The sequence below is a fragment of the Saccharopolyspora terrae genome, assembly GCF_004348435.1.
Taxonomy (GTDB): Bacteria; Actinomycetota; Actinomycetes; order Mycobacteriales; family Pseudonocardiaceae; genus Saccharopolyspora; species Saccharopolyspora endophytica.
On sequence record NZ_SMKS01000007.1, the window covers coordinates 84,663 to 103,392 of the forward strand.

Sequence of the window (18,730 nt, forward strand, 5' to 3'; positions counted from 1 at the left end):
GCGGTAGCCGCTGTTTCAGGTGTGGGACTCAGCTCGCACCGCCGCGGGTTCTCAGCGGTTCTCTGGGGAGGACAGCCGTAGCGCCGTGTATTGGCATACATCAGTCTCGGATCCCGGAGCCAGAGGACCGCTGTGCCTTCCCCGTTCGGGGGTTTCCGCCACCCGCACCGCCGAGCAAAGTAATTCCTAAACAGCTCCTAGCCCTCCTGCTCGCGGCGGCGCTGCTCCTCGCGGTAGCCGTAGGCGGCCTGGCGCACGGCCTGATCGGATTCGAGGCTGGAGCCCAGGGCTCCCGCGACCACTCCCATGGTGGTGAATCCCCAGGCCAGCGCCAGGTAGCGGGTGAAGTCGGCGGGATGGCCGAGGCTGCTGGCCAGCAGGTTCGGTGGCACGAGGAACAGAGCCACGACCAGGTTGATCACGAACAGCCCGAGGTACATGACGCCGATCCCGATGGTCAGCGTCGCCACCGTGGAGGTGTTGTAGAGCAGCACCTGATCGCGGTCGTTCTCGCTGTTGTCGCGCCGCTTCTCCCACAACCCGTGCGCGAGGATCATCCAGCCGACCAGCAGCGCCACCGACAGCACCGCGGCGATGACCTGCCGGAACGCTCCGAGCTGGTCGCCGATCTGCCAGATCGTGCTGGACGACAGGCCGAAGGCGCTGGTGGCCACGGCGGCGGCCAGCGCGCTGCGCAACCCGAAGACCAGCTGCGCGGGTTCGTTGGAGCGCACCATGCCGCTGAGCAGCCGCAACCGGCCGCGCCTGCGGGTGGTGGTGTAGCGGACGTCCGCTTCGTGCTCGCCGTCGTGCTCCTGGCGCTGCACGGGCGCCAGGAGTCTGGAGAGCGTGCTGTCCAGGCCGTAGCGGTTCTCGCCACCGCCCTCGCGGCCGGTGAGCTCGTCGACCATCTGCAGCATGACCTGCTTGGACCGCCGGTACACCTGGGTACCGCCCAGCGCGGGCAGCGACACCACGGCCACGTCGCGGTCGAGGTCGGCCTCGGCCACCACCGGGCGGCCGTTGGCGCGCACCGGGAGATCGGTCAGGCAGATCGCGAGGTCCCACTGGTGGTGGTCCATCCGCTCGCGGGTGGAGGCCAGGATGTCGCGGGTGTTGTGCCTGCCGGCGGTCACCGGGTCGACATCGACCTCGACGGCCCACGACAGGTCCTCGTCGCTGAGCAGTTCGGGCAGGTCGCGGGCGAGCCGCCGGGTGACGCGCTCGGGCATGTCCGGGTCGGCCACCAGCCCGAGGCGTCGATCGGGCGGCTCCGACTCCGGCTCGCCGCGTTCAGCGAGGGGTTCGGCCTCCTGCTGGTCCTCGGAGCGCTCGTCGTGCTCTTCCCCGCCCGGGTCGCCGGCTTCACCGGAGGCTTCACCCCGGTCCCGCTCGGCCATGCTCGGTCCCCTCTCGGTGTTCGTCGCGCCTGGTGCGTCGCGTCCGACCGGTGCGCACGTCGGCGCTGGTCGTTCCAACGACGGCAGTCGCGACGTTACAGATCGTCCCCACTGCTCGCAGGGGTGCCCCGCTGGGGGCGGAAGTGGTCGGTGGCCCGCACGAGGGCCTCGGCCAAACTGCCTGCGGCGCGGTGACCGGCGTCCACGAGCTCCAGTTCGGCTCCCGGCCAGGCGGCTTCGAGCTGCCACGGGGTGCCGAGGAGGTTGCCCAGGTCCAGCACTCCTTGGAGGAGCTTCGCGGGAATGCCCGCCAGAGCGCCGGTTCCGCTCAGGAGCTGCTCGTCGTCCAGCCAGGAGCCGTGCCGCCAGAAGTGGGTGACGACGCGCGCGAACCCGAGGGCGAAGTCCGGGTCGTCGAACATCGAGTTCGGCGGGGAGCCCGGGACCAGCGCCTCCTCCCAAGCGGCCCAGTTCCGCGCCGCTGCGCGGTGCACGGCGGGATCGGGGTCCATCAGCAGCCGGTGGTAGGCGTCGGCGAGGTCGCCGTCGCGGTCGGGTTCGGGCACGCCGTCGCGGAAGCGTTCCCACGCCTGCGGGAAGATCGCGCCGAGTCCGCGCGTGAGCAGGTCGGTTTCGGCGCGCCGACCGGTGGCCAGGCCGCACAGCACCATCGCCGACACGCGGTCCGGGTGCCGCTGGGCGTAGGCCAGCGCCAGCACGCAACCCCACGACCCGCCCTCCACCAGCCAGCGGTCGACGCCCAAGTGCTCGCGCAGCCGTTCCACATCGGCGATCAGGTGCTCGGTGGTGTTCGCCGACAGGTCGGCGCCGGATTCGGCGGCGTGCGGAGTGCTGCGACCCGACATGCGCTGGTCGAACAGCACGATCCGGTATGCCGAGGGATCGAAGAACCGGCGCATCCCGGGCGTGCAGCCCGAGCCGGGACCGCCGTGCAGCACCAACGCCGGCTTGCCGTTCGGGTTACCGCACACCTCCCAGTACACGCGGTGGCCGTCGCCGACCTCCAGCATCCCAGAATCGAACGGCTCGATCACCGGATACACGTCGTCTCCTCTCCCAGCACCCCCGAGGCTGCCACTCCACCAGCTTCCCCGGAGTGACATCGACGGAGTGGGCACCCGCTGCCTACGCACGCGACCACCGACGGCCCTGCAACCGACGCCGTCCCCGCTCTCACTCGCGCTGGGAGCGGCGATGGGCGGGGTCGGTGGTTCGCGGCGGGCGGTTCGGGTCCGAGCCGGCCTTGATCGGTGTCCGGTGTGCCCGGTCGGTTCGGAGCGAAATCGGCCGTGGTGGGCTCAGTTCTCCAGGTGGCGGGAGAGGTTGAGGATTCCGAGCTCGTCGATGGTGTCGGGGTCCGGGTCGACGCAGGACTGGAGCCGCCGGGTGAGGTCCTCGGTGTCGAGGTCGGTGCCGATGAGGACGAGGCTGGTGGCCCGCGGGCCCTTCCACCTGGTCTTCTCGAACGCGGCGTAGACGCCGACGGTGTGGAGCATGAAGCGGCGGTCGTCGCCGGACGGGCCGAAGTCGATGGGGCCCTTGATGCGGTAGACGCCCCGGCTCCGCTCGTTGAGGAAGCGGAGGAACGCCGAGGGATTCAGCGGCCGGTCGGAGATGAACTCCATCGACTCGTAGGCCGCGTGCATGTGCTGGTCGTGGTCGTGATCGTGCTCCTCCAGGTCGGCGAAGGACAGCTGCCTCGCCCCGAAGTCGCGCACCTCGACGTCGTCGAAGAGGATGCCCGGCGAGATCCTGCCCCGCTCGGCGGGCAGCACGGCGCCGTCGGCGATCTCGCGGACCGCACCGATCACCCGGTCCCGGTCGGCCTCGTCGACGCGGTCGATCTTGTTGACGACCACCAGGTCGGCGAGCCGCACGTGATCGTCGAGCTCCGGGTGCCGGGCCCGCGTGTCGTCGAACTCGGCGGCGTCGACGACCTCCACCAACCCGCCGAACTCGATGTGCGGGTTCTGCGAGGACAGCACCATCCGAACCAGCTGCCGGGGTTCGGCGATGCCGCTGGCCTCGATCACGATGACGTCCAGCGGGGCGCCCGGGTAGGCCAGCCGCTCCAGCATCGGGTCCACGCCGTCGGCGTCGACCGCGCAGCACAGGCAGCCGTTCTCCATCGACATCGCGATGTCGACCTGCCCGGCGACGTTCATGGCGTCGATGTTGATGCTGCCGAAGTCGTTGACCAGCACGCCGATCCGGCGTCCGTCGTCGTTGCGCAGCAGGTGGTTCAGCAGGGTGGTCTTGCCCGAGCCCAAGTAGCCCGCCAGCACGACCACCGGAATCCGCGCCGTCACAGCTCCCCCACGTTCATCAACTCGCTCACCGGCGGTCATCCTCGCACGCCACCGCTCCCCAGCCGCGAAGGCCCTGACCAGGGACTCTGCCTAGCAGCTGGTTGAGAACGCGGCTGAGCCGCATCCTCTTCCACCACCCGAAGCACTGGTTCTGATCGCCTTCATGGCCCACGAAGGCGGTCAGGTTCCGCTACCCGCACCGCCACGCAAAGCAATTCCTCAACAGCTCTCAGCGGAGCGGGATGTCGAGGCCGCGTTCCGCCTCCGGGCGGGGTCCTCGGAGGCGGCGGTCGGCCTCGTCGATGGCGACGTCGTTGATGCTGGCCTCGCGGCGTCGCATGAGGCCGTGCTCGTCGAACTCCCAGAGCTCGTTGCCGTAGCTGCGCCACCACTGGCCGGCGGCGTCGTGGCACTCGTACTGGAAGCGGACCGCGATGCGGTCCTCCCCGAAGCTCCAGAGGCTCTTGCGCAGCGCGTAGTCGAGCTCGCGCTCCCACTTGCGGGTCAGGAAGTCGACAATCTCCTCCCTGCCGCTGAGGAACACGTCCCGGTTCCGCCACTGCGAATCGGGCGTGTAGGCCAGCGCCACGCGCTGCGGATCACGCGTGTTCCAGGCGTCCTCGGCCGCCTGGACCTTCTGCAGCGCGGTCTCGCGGGTGAACGGCGGGTAGGGCGGGCGATCCTCCGGCACGACGACCTCCTGAAGACGGGGAACCCCCATTCTCGCCCCAGCCCCGGACGAGGCGGAGCGGACACGCCCGCGGGTCAGCGCCGCGTGAGGCGGAGGTGGTGGCGGGACCGGAGTTCGATCTCGACCACCGCTCTGCCCGTGGCATCCGCGGTGACTTCCCGCGCGGTGGCTCCGTCGACGGTGTAGGTGCGGTGCGGGATCAGGCGGTCGAAGCCGAGCCGGTGGCGGCGCTGAGCGGCGTCGGTGCCGCGGAGGATCGCCTCGTGGGACCGGCCGTCGGTGGTCGCGGTGACGACCGCGATGTCCGGCCAGGGCACTTCGGTGAGGCGCGGGCCGGGGTGGCGCGACGGGGTGAGCAGCATGTCCCGCCAGGTGCGTTCGTCGGTGACCGCGCCCAGGCCGAGGATCCCGTTGGCGTGCACCGACGCGTCGAACATCCGGAACTCCGCGGGCGGGTTCTCCAGGTTCCGCGCGGCGTCGCGGAGCCTGCGGTACCAGGGCGCGCTGCGAGCCCGGGCGAGGAACATGCTCCAGCCCAGGGCGTTCGCGCGGTTCGCGCCCCCGCCCCAGTCCGCGTCGGTCGGGGACGGGCTTCCGGCTCGGTCGGTGCGCGCGTAGTGGCGCTGACAACCCGTCAGCAGACCGGCCACGACCGCCAGCAGCACGACGAGGTTCAGCAGCAGCCACGGCACGAGCTCGGCGGACCAGTCCGGCGTGGGCGTCGCGTAGACGATCCCGAAGCCCGGGACGAGCCCGGCGGCTCGAAGCCACACCGGGCCGCCGAGCAGGGCCGGCAGCAGCCCCAGCAGCACGAGCGAGCCGCCGAGCGCACCGGTCCGCACCAGGCGGCGCCGGGTGAGCGGGCCGCGCAGGCCCGGTGGCCGAGGCAGAGTGGTCCCCGCGGAAACGCGCCCCATCGCGTCGTCCTCCCCCAGGAGTTGTCCGGCGACTCGTTCGAAGAGCCGCGTTGACGCGATGCCCCGCGTGCGGCCCACTCGGTCGCATGTGCCCCGTGTGCGCGGCGATCGCGATCCCCTCACTCACGGTGGTGTGGTGGCGCTGGATGCGGCACCGCCGTGCGCGTGAAAGCGAACCCGACGTTGCGCCGGTCGCCCTCCCGCGCCCGGCGAGGCTTCGCAGGTACGGCTCCTGACCTGGAACGAAGGTGCGGGCCCGCCGATCGGACGTCGGCGGGCCCGCACCGCGCGGATTTCGACTCCGGCAGGCCGCGGGTCACCTCGGCGCCCGCCGCTCGCGTCCGGCGGAGGAGTCTGACCGGCTTATTGACCGGATCACGATCCAGCCTCTAACTTGTTCTGCGGCTCCACCCGGACGTTGTCCGAAATACCGAACATTCAATCCCGGAGATGTGCGCGTCGCGAACCGAACGCTGAGCCGAGGAGCGAAGATGGCGAGAGATCTCCCCCGTCCGTCGCGCAGGTCGAGAATGCGACCGAGAGCCGTTCCCGCCGTGGGCGTCCTGCTCGCGACCGCCCTGATCGCCCCGCACGCGGCGAGCGCGCAGGACTCCGCCTACACGCTGACCGTTTCCCCCGACGCCACCGGGCCGATCGTCGACGACACGATGTACGGGGTCTTCTACGAGGACATCAACCGCGCCGCCGACGGCGGTCTCTACGCCGAGCTGGTGCAGAACCGGTCGTTCGAGTACGACCCGGCCGACAACGACGACTACGTCCCGCTGACCTCGTGGGAACCCACTGCGTCGGGCGGGGCGACGGGGACCGCGGAGGTGGTCGACGACGACGGCCGGCTCAACGAGCGCAACCGCCGCTACCTGAGGCTCCAGTCGGACGCCCACGGCGATCCGCAGGCGCGGTTCGGCGTCACCAACACCGGCTACAACACCGGAATCGCTGTCGAGGAGGGCGCTCGCTACGCCTTCTCCGCCTGGGCTCGCACCGACCAGGAGGCCGGCACTCCGCTGACCGCGACTCTTCGCGACCCGTCTGGGAAAGCGCTCGCCGAGCCGCTGGAGCTCACCGTCCGAGGCGACGGCTGGGCGAAGTACTCGGGAGTGCTGACCGCGACCGCTGCGAGCACGACCGCGCGCCTGGAGGCGGCCGCAGGTGATACCGGAACCCTCGGGCTGGACGAGGTGTCGCTGTTCCCCGAGGACACGTTCAAGGGGCGCCCGAACGGGATGCGCCGGGACCTGGCCGAGAAGATCGCCGCGCTGAAGCCCGGTTTCCTGCGCTTCCCCGGAGGCTGCCTGGTCAACACCGGCAGTCACGAGGCGTACGAGGCGCCGGACTGGCCGCGCCGCAGGTCCTACCAGTGGAAGGACACCGTCGGCCCGGTCGAGCAGCGCGCCACCAACGCCAACTTCTGGGGCTACAACCAGTCCTACGGGCTCGGCTACTTCGAGTACTTCCAGTTCGCCGAGGACATCGGGGCGATGCCGCTCCCGGTGGTGCCGGCGCTGGTCACCGGGTGCGGCGAGAACCAGGCCACCGATGACCCCGAGCTGCTGCGACGCCACGTCCAGGACACCCTCGACCTCATCGAGTTCGCCAACGGCCCGGCCACCTCGGCTTGGGGCGCCAAGCGCGCGGAGATGGGCCACCCGGAGCCGTTCGGCCTCACCCACATCGGGGTGGGCAACGAGGAGAACCTGCCGGACGAGTTCATGGCCCGGTTCACCGAGTTCCGCGATGCGATCAAGGCCCACCACCCCGAGATGACCGTGATCAGCAACTCCGGGCCCGACGACAGCGGGCCGACGTTCGAGCGGGCGTGGGAGCTCAACCGGCAGCACGCCGTCGACATGGTCGACGAGCACTACTACAACGACCCGCAGTGGTTCCTGGACAACAACCACCGCTACGACACGTACGACCGCAACGGCCCGAAGGTCTTCCTCGGCGAGTACGCCTCCAAGGACGACCGCTGGGGCAACTCGCTCGCCGAAGCCGCCTACATGACCGGGTTGGAACGCAACGCCGATGTGGTCGAGATGGCGTCCTACGCGCCCCTGCTGGCGAACGAGGACTACGTGCAGTGGCGTCCGGACATGATCTGGTTCGACAACCACCGGTCGTGGGGGTCGACCAGTTACGAAACCCAGAAGCTGTTCATGAACAACGTCGGTGACCGCGTGCTGCCGAGCGCGGCGACCGAATCGCCGGTGTTCCGCCAGGTCGTGACCCGTGACGACGCCACCGGCGAACTCATCGTCAAGGTGGTCAACGCCCAGTCCGCGCCCGCCCCGACCACCGTCGAGCTGGGACGCGAGGTGGCCCCGGCCGCGCGGGTGACCACGCTGCGGGGCGATCCGGCGGCGGTGAACACGCCTGACTCACAACCGATCCGGCCGGTCGAGGCGACCTTCGACGGCGCCGCCGCCACCTTCACCTACACGTTCCCGCCGAACTCCGTCACGTTCCTGCGGATTCGTCCCACCCAGCCCTGATCGCCCGGCGTCGCGCGGGAGCAACCACGCGGCGCCGCCTCTCACCAGGAGCACAACGATGAGCGGTCCTGTGATCTCCCGTCGCGGCGCGCTCGCCGGCGTGGCGGCCGCCGGTGCGGCGCTGGCGCTGCCGGGTTCGGCGTCGGCGGCGCCGCACTACCCGAACCCGCTGGCCCGGCAGCGCGCCGATCCGCACATCACGCGGCACGCCGACGGCTTCTACTACTTCACGGCCACGGTCCCGGAGTACGACAGGATCGTCCTGCGCCGGGCCCGCGCGCTGCGCGACTTGACCACCGCCCCAGAAGTCGAGCTGTGGCGGCGGCACGAGACCGGGGAGATGGGCGGGCACATCTGGGCTCCGGAGATGCACCACATCGACGGCCGGTGGTACGTCTACTTCGCCGCCGGGCGTTCGGAGAACCCCTTCGACATCCGGATGTACGTGCTGGAGAACGACGATCCCGATCCGTTCGCCGGAACCTGGTGCGAGAAGGGGCGGATCGTCACGGCGTGGGACACCTTCTCGCTGGACGCCTCGACGTTCGCCCTCGGTGGAGCCCGCTACCTGGTGTGGGCGCAGCGGGAACCCGGGATCGACAACAACAGCAACCTCTACATCGCCAGGATGAGCAGTCCCTGGAGCATCGAGGGCCAACCGGTCCGGTTGTCCTCACCCACGCTGGAGTGGGAGACGCGGGGTTACGCGGTCAACGAGGCACCGGCGGTCATCCAGCGCAACGGCCGGGTGTTCATGACCTACTCCGCCAGCGCCACCGACAGCAACTACTGCCTGGGACTGCTGACCGCCCGCGCCGACGGCGACCTGCTCGACCCGGCGTCCTGGACGAAGTCCCCGGGACCGGTGTTCACCAGCAACGACGCCACCGGCCAGTACGGTCCCGGGCACAACAGCTTCACGGTGGCCGAGGACGGCCGCACCGACGTGCTGGTCTACCACGCGCGTCCGTACGAGGAGATCGAGGGCGACCCGCTGTTCGACCCCAATCGGCACACCCGGGCCCAGCCCTTCGGGTGGACACCGGAGGGGACGCCGGATTTCGGCGTCCCCGTAGCGGATTCGCCCTGAGCTCGTCGCCGAGCTTCCCCGAACGAGATCGTTCCCGCACGTCGGTAAACCGGACAACGGTGTCACGGAGGTCGAATTGGTGAGCGGACGCGGAGTGAGCCGAAGAACCCTGCTCGGCGCAGCGGCTTTGGGCTGCGCGGGGCTGGCGGGCGGGTGCGGTTTCGCGCGGGGCGGTGACTCGCTGCGGTACTGGAACCTCTTCAGCGGCGGTGACGGCGAGACGATGAAGACGATGCTCGACGGCTACCGCACCACGCATCCCGGGGTCGCGCTGGAGGACGTGACCCTGGAGTGGGGCGACCGCTACTACACCAAGCTCGCGATGGCCGGCGCCGCCGAACGCGCACCCGACATCGCCATCCTGCACCTGGGACGGCTGCCCGCGTTCGCCCCGGGCGGGCTCATCGACGAGATGCGCCCGGACCTGCTGCGGCAGGCCGGGATCGGGCCCGAGCACTTCCCGCCGGGCCTGTGGCGGCGCTCGGCGCACGGCGGGCGGCTCTTCGCGATCCCGCTCGACACGCACCCGTTCGTCCAGTACTACAACACCGACGTCTGCCGAGCGGCCGGGCTGCTCGACGACCAGGGCCGTCTGCGCACCCTCACCGGCCGCGACGATGTCCGGGAAGCGCTACGCGCGGTCAAGCGCGTGACCGGGTCCACCGGGCTGCTACTGGAGACCACCGGTGACGGCGTGGGCCCGTGGCGCCTGTTCTGGAGCCTCTACCGGCAGGCCGGCGGCGAGCTGCTCACCCCGGAGGGCACCCGGTCCGCGCTGGACGAGCGCAAGGTCTCCGACGTGCTCGGATTCGTCCAAGGCCTGCACGAGGAGGGCCTGGCCGCCGGTGAGATGGACGCCGACGGGGCGATCGCGCTGTTCAGCAGCGGCCGGGCGGGGTTCTTCTGGTACGGCGAGTGGGAGGTGCAGACCTTCCTCACGGCGGAGATGAACTTCGGCATGACCCGCTTCCCAGGGATCTTCGGCCCACCGCTCGCCGAGGCGGATTCGCACGCCTTCGTGCTGCCGCACCGGGACCGGACCGACCGCGACCACCTGCTCGTCTACGACTTCATCGCCACCCTGCTGCGCGACAGCACGAGGTGGGCTGAAGGCGGGCACATCCCGGCGTACCTGCCGGTGACCAACAGCGACGCCTACGCGCGGATGCACCCGCAGTCGGAGTACCGCTCGGTGATCGACGACGTCCAGCTCGACCCCGACGTGTGGTTCGCCGGTTCCGGCTCGCGGCTGTGGACGGAGCTCAACGCCGTGCTGGGACCGGCGATGGACGGCCGGCTGCGGATCGACCGGGCGGTGGCCCAGATCCGGCACGTCATCGAGGACCTGCTCGCCACACCCAACCCCACGGCATGATCGGAGGTCGCATGTCCACGCGCAGAGCCGGCTCGGGTTTCGCGTTCGTGACGCCGTTCCTGGCCGCCTACCTGCTGTTCCTGGTGCTCCCTCTCGGAATGGGGCTCCTCGCGAGCCTCACCGACGCCGGGTTGACCGGTGCGAGCACCGACTTCGTGGGGCTGGCGAACTTCGCCGAGGCGCTCACCGATCCTGCGATGTGGCGGTCCTTCGGCGTCACCGTCGGTTTCACGGCCGCCAGCACTCCCCCGCTGATCCTGGTCGGGCTGGTAATGGCGCTGCTCACCCACCACCTCGCCCCCGCGCGCTGGTTGTGGCGGCTGGCGTTCTTCGCGCCCTACGTGCTGCCGTCCTCGGCGATCGCGCTCATCTTCGTGTGGATGTACCAGCCCGAGTTCGGGCTGGCCGACTCGCTGCTGTCCTGGCTCGGGATCGGGCCGATGGGGTGGCTCTCGCACCCGGTCGCGGCGATGCTCGGCGTGGTCGTGGCGACGGTGTGGTGGACCGTCGGCTTCAACTTCCTGCTGTACCTGGCCGCGCTGCAAGCGATTCCGCACGACCTCTACGAGGCGTCGTCGCTGGACGGCGCGGGCGGGTGGCGCCAGCTCTGGCACATCACGCTGCCGCTGCTGCGGCCGACCACCGGACTGATCGCGGTGTTGCAGGTCCTGGCCTCGCTGAAGGTCTTCGACCAGTTCTACCTGATCACCAACGGCGGTCCGCAGCACAGCACGAGGCCGATCCTGCAGTACGTCTACGAGTCCGGGTTCACCAACTACCGCACGGGATACGCCTCGGCGGTGTCCTACGTGTTCTTCGCGGCGATCCTGCTGTTCACGCTCGCGCACTTCAGCATCCAACGCCGCCGGGCGGGAGGAGACCGACCATGATCGCGCGATTCCCCTGGGGCACGGCCGTTCTGGGCGTCGTGACGGTGGCGCTGGCGGCGCTGTGGTCGCTGCCGTTCGCGTGGACCCTGCTGACGTCGCTGAAGCCGGAGTCCGAGACGACCGAGGTACCGCTGCGCTGGCTGCCCAGCGAGTTCACGCTCGAGGCCTACCGCAGCGTGCTGACGACGGACGACATCTGGATCTGGCTGTTCAACAGCGTTTTCACCGCCGGCATGGTGACGGTGCTGGTGGTGCTGCTCTCCAGCATGGCCGCCTACGGGTTCTCCCGAACGGATTTCCGCGGCCGCAAGGCGCTCCTCGGGTTCGTCGTCGCGGGAGTGCTGGTGCCCACCGAAGTGCTGATCGTCCCGCTGTTCCACGAGATGGTGTTCCTCGGCATGGTGGACACGCCGTGGGGTGTCATCCTCCCGCAGGTGGTGCTGCCCGCGATGGTCTACATCCTCAAGGTGTTCTTCGACGGCGTTCCGCGCGAGCTGGAAGAGGCCGCGATCGTCGACGGCGCGAGCCGCTGGCGGATCTACTGGCGCATCGTCATGCCGCTGTCCCGACCGGTGCTGGCGGCCGTCGCGATCTTCACGTTCATCACGACGTGGAACAACTTCCTGTGGCCGTTCATCGTCACCGCCGATCCGGGTTCGATGACCCTGCCGGTCGGGCTGGCGACGGTCCAGGGCAGTTACGGCGTCCGCTACGCCGAGGTGATGGCGACCGTGGTCATCGCCGGGTTGCCGCTGTTGCTGCTGTTCGTGCTGTTCCAGCGCCACATCGTGCGCGGCGTCGCGCACACCGGTTTGGCGGGACGATAGGGAGGGGACCAGACCATGACCCACGGCGAGAGCGCGCGTGCGAGCTTGACGATCGACCCGGCCTTCCAGGTCGGTGAGGTCAACCCGCGGTTGTTCGGCTCGTTCGTCGAGCACTTGGGCCGGTGCGTCTACACCGGCATCCACGAACCGGGGCATCCCGCGGCGCGAGAGGACGGGCTGCGGCAGGACGTGCTGGACCTCGTGCGCGAGCTCGGGGTGACGCTGGTGCGCTATCCCGGCGGCAACTTCGTGTCCGGCTACCGGTGGGAGGACGGCGTCGGGCCGTTGACCGAGCGGCCGAGGAGGCTGGATCCGGCGTGGTGCTCCGTGGAGACCAACGAGTTCGGGCTCAACGAGTTCATGCGGTTCGTCGAGGTCGCCGGGGTGGAACCGATGATGGCGCTGAACCTGGGCACGCGCGGGCCGCAGGAGGCCCGCGAGCTGCTGGAGTACTGCAACCACCCGGGCGGCACCGCGTGGTCGGACCTGCGGCGCTCGCACGGCCACGACGAGCCGCACCGGATCGGTTTCTGGTGCCTGGGCAACGAGCTCGACGGCCCGTGGCAGATGGGGCACAAGACCGCCGAGGAGTACGGCCGGATCGCCGCCGAGACGGCACGGGTGATGCGCATGGTCGACCCCGGGGTGGATCTCGTGGCCTGCGGCAGCTCGAACTCGGCCATGCCGACGTTCGCCGCGTGGGAGAGCACCGTGCTGGAGCACACCTACGAGCACGTCGACCACATCTCCTGCCACGCCTACTACGAGGAGTCCGGCGGGGACGTCGACAGCTTCCTCGCCTCAGCGCAGGACATGGAGCACTTCATCGACTCGGTGGTGGCCACCTGCGACCACGTGCGAGCCAAGGTGCGCAGCACCAAACGGCTGGAGCTCTCCTTCGACGAGTGGAACGTCTGGTACCGGGGCCTGCGCGATCCCGCCACCGAGCCGGAGTGGGAGGTGGCGCCGCGGCTGCTGGAGGACAACTACACGCTCACCGACGCGGTCGTGGTGGGCAGCCTGCTGGTGACGTTGCTGCGGCACTGCGACCGGGTCACGGCGGCGTGCCTGGCTCAACTGGTCAACGTGATCGCGCCAATCATGACCGAGCCGGGTGGGCCGGCGTGGCGGCAGACGACGTTCTTCCCGTTCGCCGACGCCGCCCGGCACGGACGTGGCCGCGTGCTGCGCGTCGAGCCGCACTCGACCAAGCACGACACCGCCCAGTACGGCGAGGTCGACCTGCTGCACGCCACGGCGGTGCAGGAGGACGAGGACACCGTCACCGTGTTCGCGGTCAACCGCGCTACCGACCGGCCGCTGGAGCTGGTCGCCGACGTCCGCGGGGCGGGCAGCACGCGGGTCCTGGAGCACCGTGTCCTCGCCGATCCCGACCGCCACTCCCGCAACACCGCCGCCGAACCCGACCGGGTGCGACCCCGGAGGCTCGACGGTGCCGTGGTGGAGGGCGGCACCCTCACCGCGACCCTGCCACCGCTGTCCTGGAACGTCCTGCGGCTGCAACGCTGAGATCGGGCCCTTCCCGCATCAGAGCGCGGCTGTGCCGCTGTTTCAGGTGGGACTCAGCCCCGCACCGCCGCGGGTTCTGACACGTCTTCTGGCGAGGACAGCCGTAGCGCCGTGCAGTGGACCGGAGCCAGAAGACGTGTCAGGTTCCGCCACCCGCACCGCCACGAACGAGCCCCTAGAGCTGCCGGGTCACGTCGGTGAGGGCGTCGTCGAGGATCGACAGGCCGCGGTCGATCTCGGCCTCGGTCGCGGTGAGCGGTGGTGCGATGCGGAACGTGCCGCCCATGCCGGGCAGCTGGACGATGTTCATGTGCAGTCCGAGCTCGGTGCAGCGACGAGTGACCGCGGCACCGAGCTCGTCGACGTCGCCGCCGTCTTCTCCGGCGGTGAGCTCCAGGCCGAGGAGCAGCCCCCGGCCCCGGACGTCGCCGATCACCGGGTGCTTCCCGGCCAGCTCGCGGAGGCCACCGGACAGCCGCTCCCCCAGCTCGCGGGCCCGCAGGTCGAGGCGGTCGCGGGTGAGCACGTCCAGGACGGTGTTGCCGACGGCGGCCGGGAGCGGGTCGTTGACGTGGGTGGTGAAGAACAGGAATCCGCGGTCGTGGGCCTGCTGCTCGATGTCGGCGCTGGTGAGCACCGCGGCCAGCGGCAGCCCCGCGCCGAGGGTCTTGGACAGGGTGAGGATGTCCGGCACTACGCCGTCGCGCTCGAAGGCGTACCAGGCACCGGTGCGGCACAGGCCGGTCTGCGCCTCGTCGAGGATCAGCAGCATCCCGCGCTCGCGGCACTTGTCCCGCAGCGCGGCCAGGTAGCCGGGCGGCAGGTCGACGACGCCGCCGGAGCTCAGGATGGGCTCGACGATGCAGGCCGCGAGGCTGCCGACCGACTGCGCGTCGATCAGGTCGAAGCCGAGGTCCAGCTGGCGCCGCCAGTCGAGCGCGCCGTCCGCGTCGACGATGTCGGGGTGGAAGGAGTCGGGCACGGGCAGCGCGAAGTTGCCCGGAGCCGCTGGGCCGTACCCGACCCGACCCGCGCTGTAGGTGGCGTTGGCGGCGGCCAGGGTCATGCCGTGCCAGGAGCGGGCGAAGGAGACGACCTCGTGCTTGCCGGTGACGAGCTTGGCCATCCGCAGCGCGGCCTCGTTGGACTCCGCGCCGGTGGTCAGGAACATGGCCTTGTCCAGCGGTTCCGGCAGGGTCTCGGCGAGGCGCCGGGCCAGGTCGATGACCGGCCGGCTGAGCATCCCGCTGTAGAGGTGGTCGAGCTTGGCGGCCTGGTCCCGGACGGTGCTGACGATCTCCGGGTGGGAGTGCCCGAGGATCGCGCTCATCTGCCCGGAGGTGAAGTCGAGCAGCTCGCGCCCGTCCTCGGTGAAGACCGAGGCGCCCTCGGCGCGCTCGATGATCCCGGGGCTGAAAGCACCGTGCCCGGAGTAGCGGATCAGATCACGTGTGGCGAGGTCGTCCATGCCCCGAAGCTACGTGCTCACACCCATGAGCGGGAGCCCCTGGGAGGGGGTGGCGGTTCCCTCGGGAAGCGCCACCACCTCCTCGTCGGGATCAGGGTTCGACGGGACGGTCGTAGACGGAGAAGCGCAGGTACATGCCGATGTCGGCGGGCTCGTCCGGGGACGTCGTGCGGAACGCCAGGAGGTCCTGGAGGCCGGTAGTGGTCGACGGGTGCTGGGGTGCGAGAGCGTTGATCGCCGACAGGTAGGGCCTCGGGTCGAGGCCTTCCTGTCTCATGAGGACGGCAGTGCGCTCCGCGGCGTCCTCATCGGACACCGCGTTCTCCGGTAATCGGAAGTACAGGTTGGCTTCCTCCGGTCGCGCCGAACCGCGGCGAAAAGCGAGGCAGACCATCGGTTCCTCGCCCTCGGCCTTGTCCTGACCGTGATACAGCGACCGCCACACCCGGGCCGCCCGCTCCGAATCGTGCCCGGCGGCGAGAGCGGCCACCGAATTCAGGTCCTCCCACGCGCGACTGGTGATCCGGAAATAGACCTTCACCCGCGCCCTATCCGAATTGGTCAAATCGAGAGCCGCGAATTCAACTTCATTTCCCCGGTCCATCATCTCCGGCATCCACATTCGGACCCAGCCCCACGGGCGCTCCAATCCGAGTCGTCCCATCGCCTCGGTCATCCTGTCCTGGACGTCGACCGGATCCGTGCTGTCCGCCTGCGGGTTGAAGTACGCCTTGTACCGCGTGGATTCGCCCGGGCGCCAGGCCAGCGAATGCCAGATGGTGGGACGGTTCACCCGCGGATCGTCGCTGACGAAGAGGTCTTCCACACGGTGGTAGCGGCTGAGGTCGACGCCCGGCCGATCGGCCAGCCGCTCGGTGAGCGCGCGCCCGGCGCGCTGACAACCCGCAGGTGTCGCGTCCTCCCCGAGGGATTCGAAGAGGATCCGGAGCTCGGGTTGCCGGTCTCGCCAGCTGATGGACATTTCGGCCGGAAAACCGTCCGCCGAAACAAAAGAGGGAACCTCCGGACAAGATCCGATCGGGTGATCGCCCCAGGGGCTCAACGCAACGCTGAGTTCTGTGACGAGGGTCTCCACATCGGAGGGCGAGAACCCGAGATGTTCGGCAACGGTTCGGTACTGGCTGGTCAGGAACTGTGTGAATGACACGCCGTGCGTGGGAAAGACTCCCCACCGGCGAACGGACGACGATCCCGCTCGTGAACTTGGCACTACCCCGACCTTCCGCATCGCGGTTACTCTTGATCGCGGCATGGCGCCTGTCAGCAACATCAACACGATCTCATCCAGACGACGAATTGGGAATGGGTCTCCACGCGGAGAGGGTTCGATGGGCACTGTGGACGGTCGTGGAAAGAAGACAACTCCCCAGGTTGATACCCGTGATGTGTGCGTGATCGGCGCCGGCATTTCCGGATTGGCTATGATGCGTTCGCTGCATCGCCGCGGAATCGACTTCGTCGGCCTGGAACGCGATGACGCCGTGGGCGGCGTGTGGAACTTCAGCCCTGCCGGTTGGCAGAGCTCCCACCCGGCCTACGGGTCCCTGCACCTCAACACCTCCAGCAAGGTCACCGGGTTCACCGGATTCCCCGTGCCCGAGGACTTCCCGCGCTACCCGCGCCACGACCAGGTCGCCTCCTACCTGGAGCGCTTCGCCGACGAGCACGGCCTGACCGGCCGCATCGAGTTCGGCACCCACGTCCACCAGGTGGAACCGGCGCCCGGCGGCGGATGGCTGGTCACCAGCCGCAGCGGGGGGAACACGCGGACGCGGCACTTCCGGGAGGTCGTGATGGCCTCGGGTTATCACTCCGCGCCACGACTTCCCGACCCGGCGATCACCGGTTCGGAGGTGTTCCGGGGCATGCAGCTGCACTCCGCCGACTACACCGACCCAGAACCGTTCCGCGGCAAGAAGGTCACGGTCGTGGGATTCGGGAACTCCGCCTGCGACATCGCCGTCGAGCTCTCCCGCGTCGCGGCCCGCACGGTCCTGTCGATCCGGCGGGGCGCGCACGTGGTGCCGAAAACCCTGATGGGACTGCCGATCGACGAGATCGCCGCCAGCCGATGGTGGTCGTTCCTGCCGTTCCGGGTGCAGCGCAAGCTCATCGAGGTGCTGCTGTACCTCTCGCGCGGGCGCATCGCCGACTACGGCCTGCCGGAACCCGACCACCGGGTGATGGACGCGCCGATCACCATCTCGGACGAACTGCTCAGCCGGCTCTCGCACGGCGAGATCGCCGTCAAACCGGGCATCCGGGAGTTCACGTCCGACGAGGTCGCCTTCACCGACGGCAGCACCGAAGAGGCCGACGCGGTCGTCCTCTGCACCGGCTACGACATGTCACTGCCGCTGCCCGACGAGGTCGTCTTCGACGGCGACGGCCGGCTCTCGCTGTTCCAGCGAATCGTGCCGCTGGGCCACGAGGGGCTCTACTTCGCGGGATTCCTGCGCCCGGTGGGGGCGCTGACCCGGCTCGCCGAACTGCAGGCGGAGTGGATCAGCGATCTCATCAGCGGCGAGGCCAGGCTCCCCGGGCGCGACGAGATGGCCGCGGAAGTGCGCGGCCACCTCGACCGGATCGCCAAGCGCTACGGCGCGCAGCGCCCGGAGGACGCCCTCAACGTCGACGTCGGCAGCTACGTCCGGGGGCTCAAGCGGGAGCGCCGCCGGGGCGCGGACCGCCCGGCGGCTGACGCTCACCCGAACAACCGGGTCACTGACCTGCGCCGACGGTCTGCTGAGTGGCCATCTGCGTCATGACGTGCTCCAGCAGCCGGGCCAGGACGTCCTTGACGTCGGCGCGCTGCCGGGCGTCGAAGTTGATCACCGGGACCTTGGCGGTGTCGATCTGCAGCGCGTTGGCGATGTCCTCGGGCTGGTAGCGCTTCGTGCCGTCGAACTCGTTGACCGCGACCACGTAGGGGATGTTGCGGTCCTCGTAGAAGTCCAGGCTGGAGAAGCAGTCGTCCAGCCGGCGGGTGTCGGCCACGACCACGGCGCCGAACGCGCCGTGGGTGTGGTCGTCCCACACCGACCAGAAGCGGGACTGGCCGGGCATTCCGAACAGGAACAGCGGCGTGCCGTTGCTGAGGTTGATCCGGCCGAAGTCGATGCTGACCGTCGTGGTCGTCTTCTCCGGAACACCCGTGAGCGCGTCCACCGAGGCGCTGGCGTCGGTGATCGGCTCGTCGGTGAGCCGCACGTACCGGTCCGGGTCCGCCACGCTCTTGATCAGTGTCGTTTTGCCGCAACCGTATCCACCGGCGATGACGAGCTTGACCGGCGGCCGCTCAAAGCTGTTTAACACTGTCCAGAACCCCCTGTAGGTATTCCAGTGTGGCATCGGAAACGGCTTCTTCCGGGTTGCTCTCACCGTCGAGGGTGAGGACTCCCCGGCGGAGCAGCGCACCCACCAGGGCGCGGGCGGTCAGCACCGGGGTGCCCAGGCTCCCCGCCACCTCCGCTATCGCGACCGGGTTCTTCGCCAGCTCCAGCGCGGCGCTGTCGCTCATCGACAGGTCTCGGTACCCCTCGCCACCGGGCTTGGCGACCACCTGGGTCGCCAGGTCCAGGTCCAGGTCGGACTTCTCCGGGGCACCGGCCACGACGAAGGGCCGGACACCCGCGACGGGGTCCTCTGCGTGGACGTTCTGCTGATCGGACATGG

The 18,730-nt window shown here is 69.7% G+C and carries 16 protein-coding genes; 7 read left to right on the plus strand and 9 right to left on the minus strand.

The features are described 5' to 3' along the window. Positions 1-197: 197 nt before the first annotated feature. The 5 genes from E1181_RS07115 to E1181_RS07135 form a co-directional block, all read right to left on the minus strand. Complete coding sequence (locus E1181_RS07115) at positions 198-1,400, minus strand: SLC5/6 family protein (protein WP_235876546.1); 1,203 nt, start codon at positions 1,398-1,400, stop codon at positions 198-200. Positions 1,401-1,495: 95 nt separating this feature from the next. After that, complete coding sequence (gene pip / locus E1181_RS07120) at positions 1,496-2,464, minus strand: prolyl aminopeptidase (protein ID WP_132673148.1); 969 nt, start codon at positions 2,462-2,464, stop codon at positions 1,496-1,498. Positions 2,465-2,719: 255 nt separating this feature from the next. Beyond that, a complete protein-coding gene (locus E1181_RS07125; protein WP_235876548.1) occupies positions 2,720-3,730 on the minus strand; it encodes a CobW family GTP-binding protein in 1,011 nt (336 codons plus the stop codon). 229 nt (positions 3,731-3,959) lie between these two features. Then, complete coding sequence (locus E1181_RS07130) at positions 3,960-4,421, minus strand: nuclear transport factor 2 family protein (protein ID WP_132673150.1); 462 nt, start codon at positions 4,419-4,421, stop codon at positions 3,960-3,962. 74 nt (positions 4,422-4,495) lie between these two features. Next, a complete protein-coding gene (locus E1181_RS07135; RefSeq protein WP_132673151.1) occupies positions 4,496-5,338 on the minus strand; it encodes a hypothetical protein in 843 nt (280 codons plus the stop codon). Positions 5,339-5,868: 530 nt separating this feature from the next. On the opposite strand from E1181_RS07135, the gene E1181_RS07140 reads away from it, so the two are divergent. From E1181_RS07140 to arfA, 6 genes are all read left to right on the plus strand, one after another. Continuing rightward, positions 5,869-7,854, plus strand: coding sequence for an alpha-L-arabinofuranosidase C-terminal domain-containing protein (locus E1181_RS07140; RefSeq protein WP_132673152.1), 1,986 nt, complete (start codon positions 5,869-5,871; stop codon positions 7,852-7,854). 58 nt (positions 7,855-7,912) lie between these two features. Beyond that, on the plus strand, positions 7,913-8,944 hold the full coding sequence (locus E1181_RS07145; protein WP_132673153.1) for a glycoside hydrolase family 43 protein: 1,032 nt from the start codon (positions 7,913-7,915) through the stop codon (positions 8,942-8,944). 94 nt (positions 8,945-9,038) lie between these two features. Further along, positions 9,039-10,319, plus strand: coding sequence for an extracellular solute-binding protein (locus tag E1181_RS07150; protein WP_235876549.1), 1,281 nt, complete (start codon positions 9,039-9,041; stop codon positions 10,317-10,319). Between the two features lie 11 nt (positions 10,320-10,330). Then, positions 10,331-11,209, plus strand: a complete 879-nt coding sequence (locus E1181_RS07155) for a carbohydrate ABC transporter permease (RefSeq protein WP_235876552.1) — start codon at positions 10,331-10,333, stop codon at positions 11,207-11,209. Further along, entirely contained in the window at positions 11,206-12,036 is an 831-nt protein-coding gene (locus E1181_RS07160) for a carbohydrate ABC transporter permease (RefSeq protein WP_132673156.1), read from the plus strand. Before E1181_RS07155 ends, E1181_RS07160 begins: the two co-directional genes overlap by 4 nt. A 15-nt stretch (positions 12,037-12,051) precedes the next feature. Next, positions 12,052-13,566 (plus strand): arabinosylfuranosidase ArfA, encoded by a 1,515-nt coding sequence (gene arfA / locus E1181_RS07165; RefSeq protein ID WP_132673157.1) that lies wholly within the window; start codon positions 12,052-12,054, stop codon positions 13,564-13,566. A gap of 175 nt (positions 13,567-13,741) precedes the next feature. Here arfA and E1181_RS07170 read toward each other — a convergent pair whose 3' ends face one another. Both E1181_RS07170 and E1181_RS07175 read right to left on the minus strand, forming a co-directional pair. Then, positions 13,742-15,034, minus strand: coding sequence for an aspartate aminotransferase family protein (locus tag E1181_RS07170; protein WP_132673158.1), 1,293 nt, complete (start codon positions 15,032-15,034; stop codon positions 13,742-13,744). 91 nt (positions 15,035-15,125) lie between these two features. After that, positions 15,126-16,463, minus strand: coding sequence for a tryptophan dimethylallyltransferase family protein (locus E1181_RS07175; RefSeq protein WP_328590856.1), 1,338 nt, complete (start codon positions 16,461-16,463; stop codon positions 15,126-15,128). On the opposite strand from E1181_RS07175, the gene E1181_RS07180 reads away from it, so the two are divergent. Then, positions 16,384-17,823, plus strand: a complete 1,440-nt coding sequence (locus E1181_RS07180; RefSeq protein WP_132673159.1) for a flavin-containing monooxygenase — start codon at positions 16,384-16,386, stop codon at positions 17,821-17,823. The genes E1181_RS07175 and E1181_RS07180 overlap by 80 nt on opposite strands. Here the strand turns inward: E1181_RS07180 and E1181_RS07185 are convergent. Further along, positions 17,777-18,370 (minus strand): GTP-binding protein, encoded by a 594-nt coding sequence (locus tag E1181_RS07185; RefSeq protein WP_235876564.1) that lies wholly within the window; start codon positions 18,368-18,370, stop codon positions 17,777-17,779. The genes E1181_RS07180 and E1181_RS07185 overlap by 47 nt on opposite strands. Beyond that, positions 18,354-18,728, minus strand: coding sequence for a DUF742 domain-containing protein (locus tag E1181_RS07190; protein ID WP_132673161.1), 375 nt, complete (start codon positions 18,726-18,728; stop codon positions 18,354-18,356). Before E1181_RS07190 ends, E1181_RS07185 begins: the two co-directional genes overlap by 17 nt. Positions 18,729-18,730 lie beyond the last annotated feature (2 nt).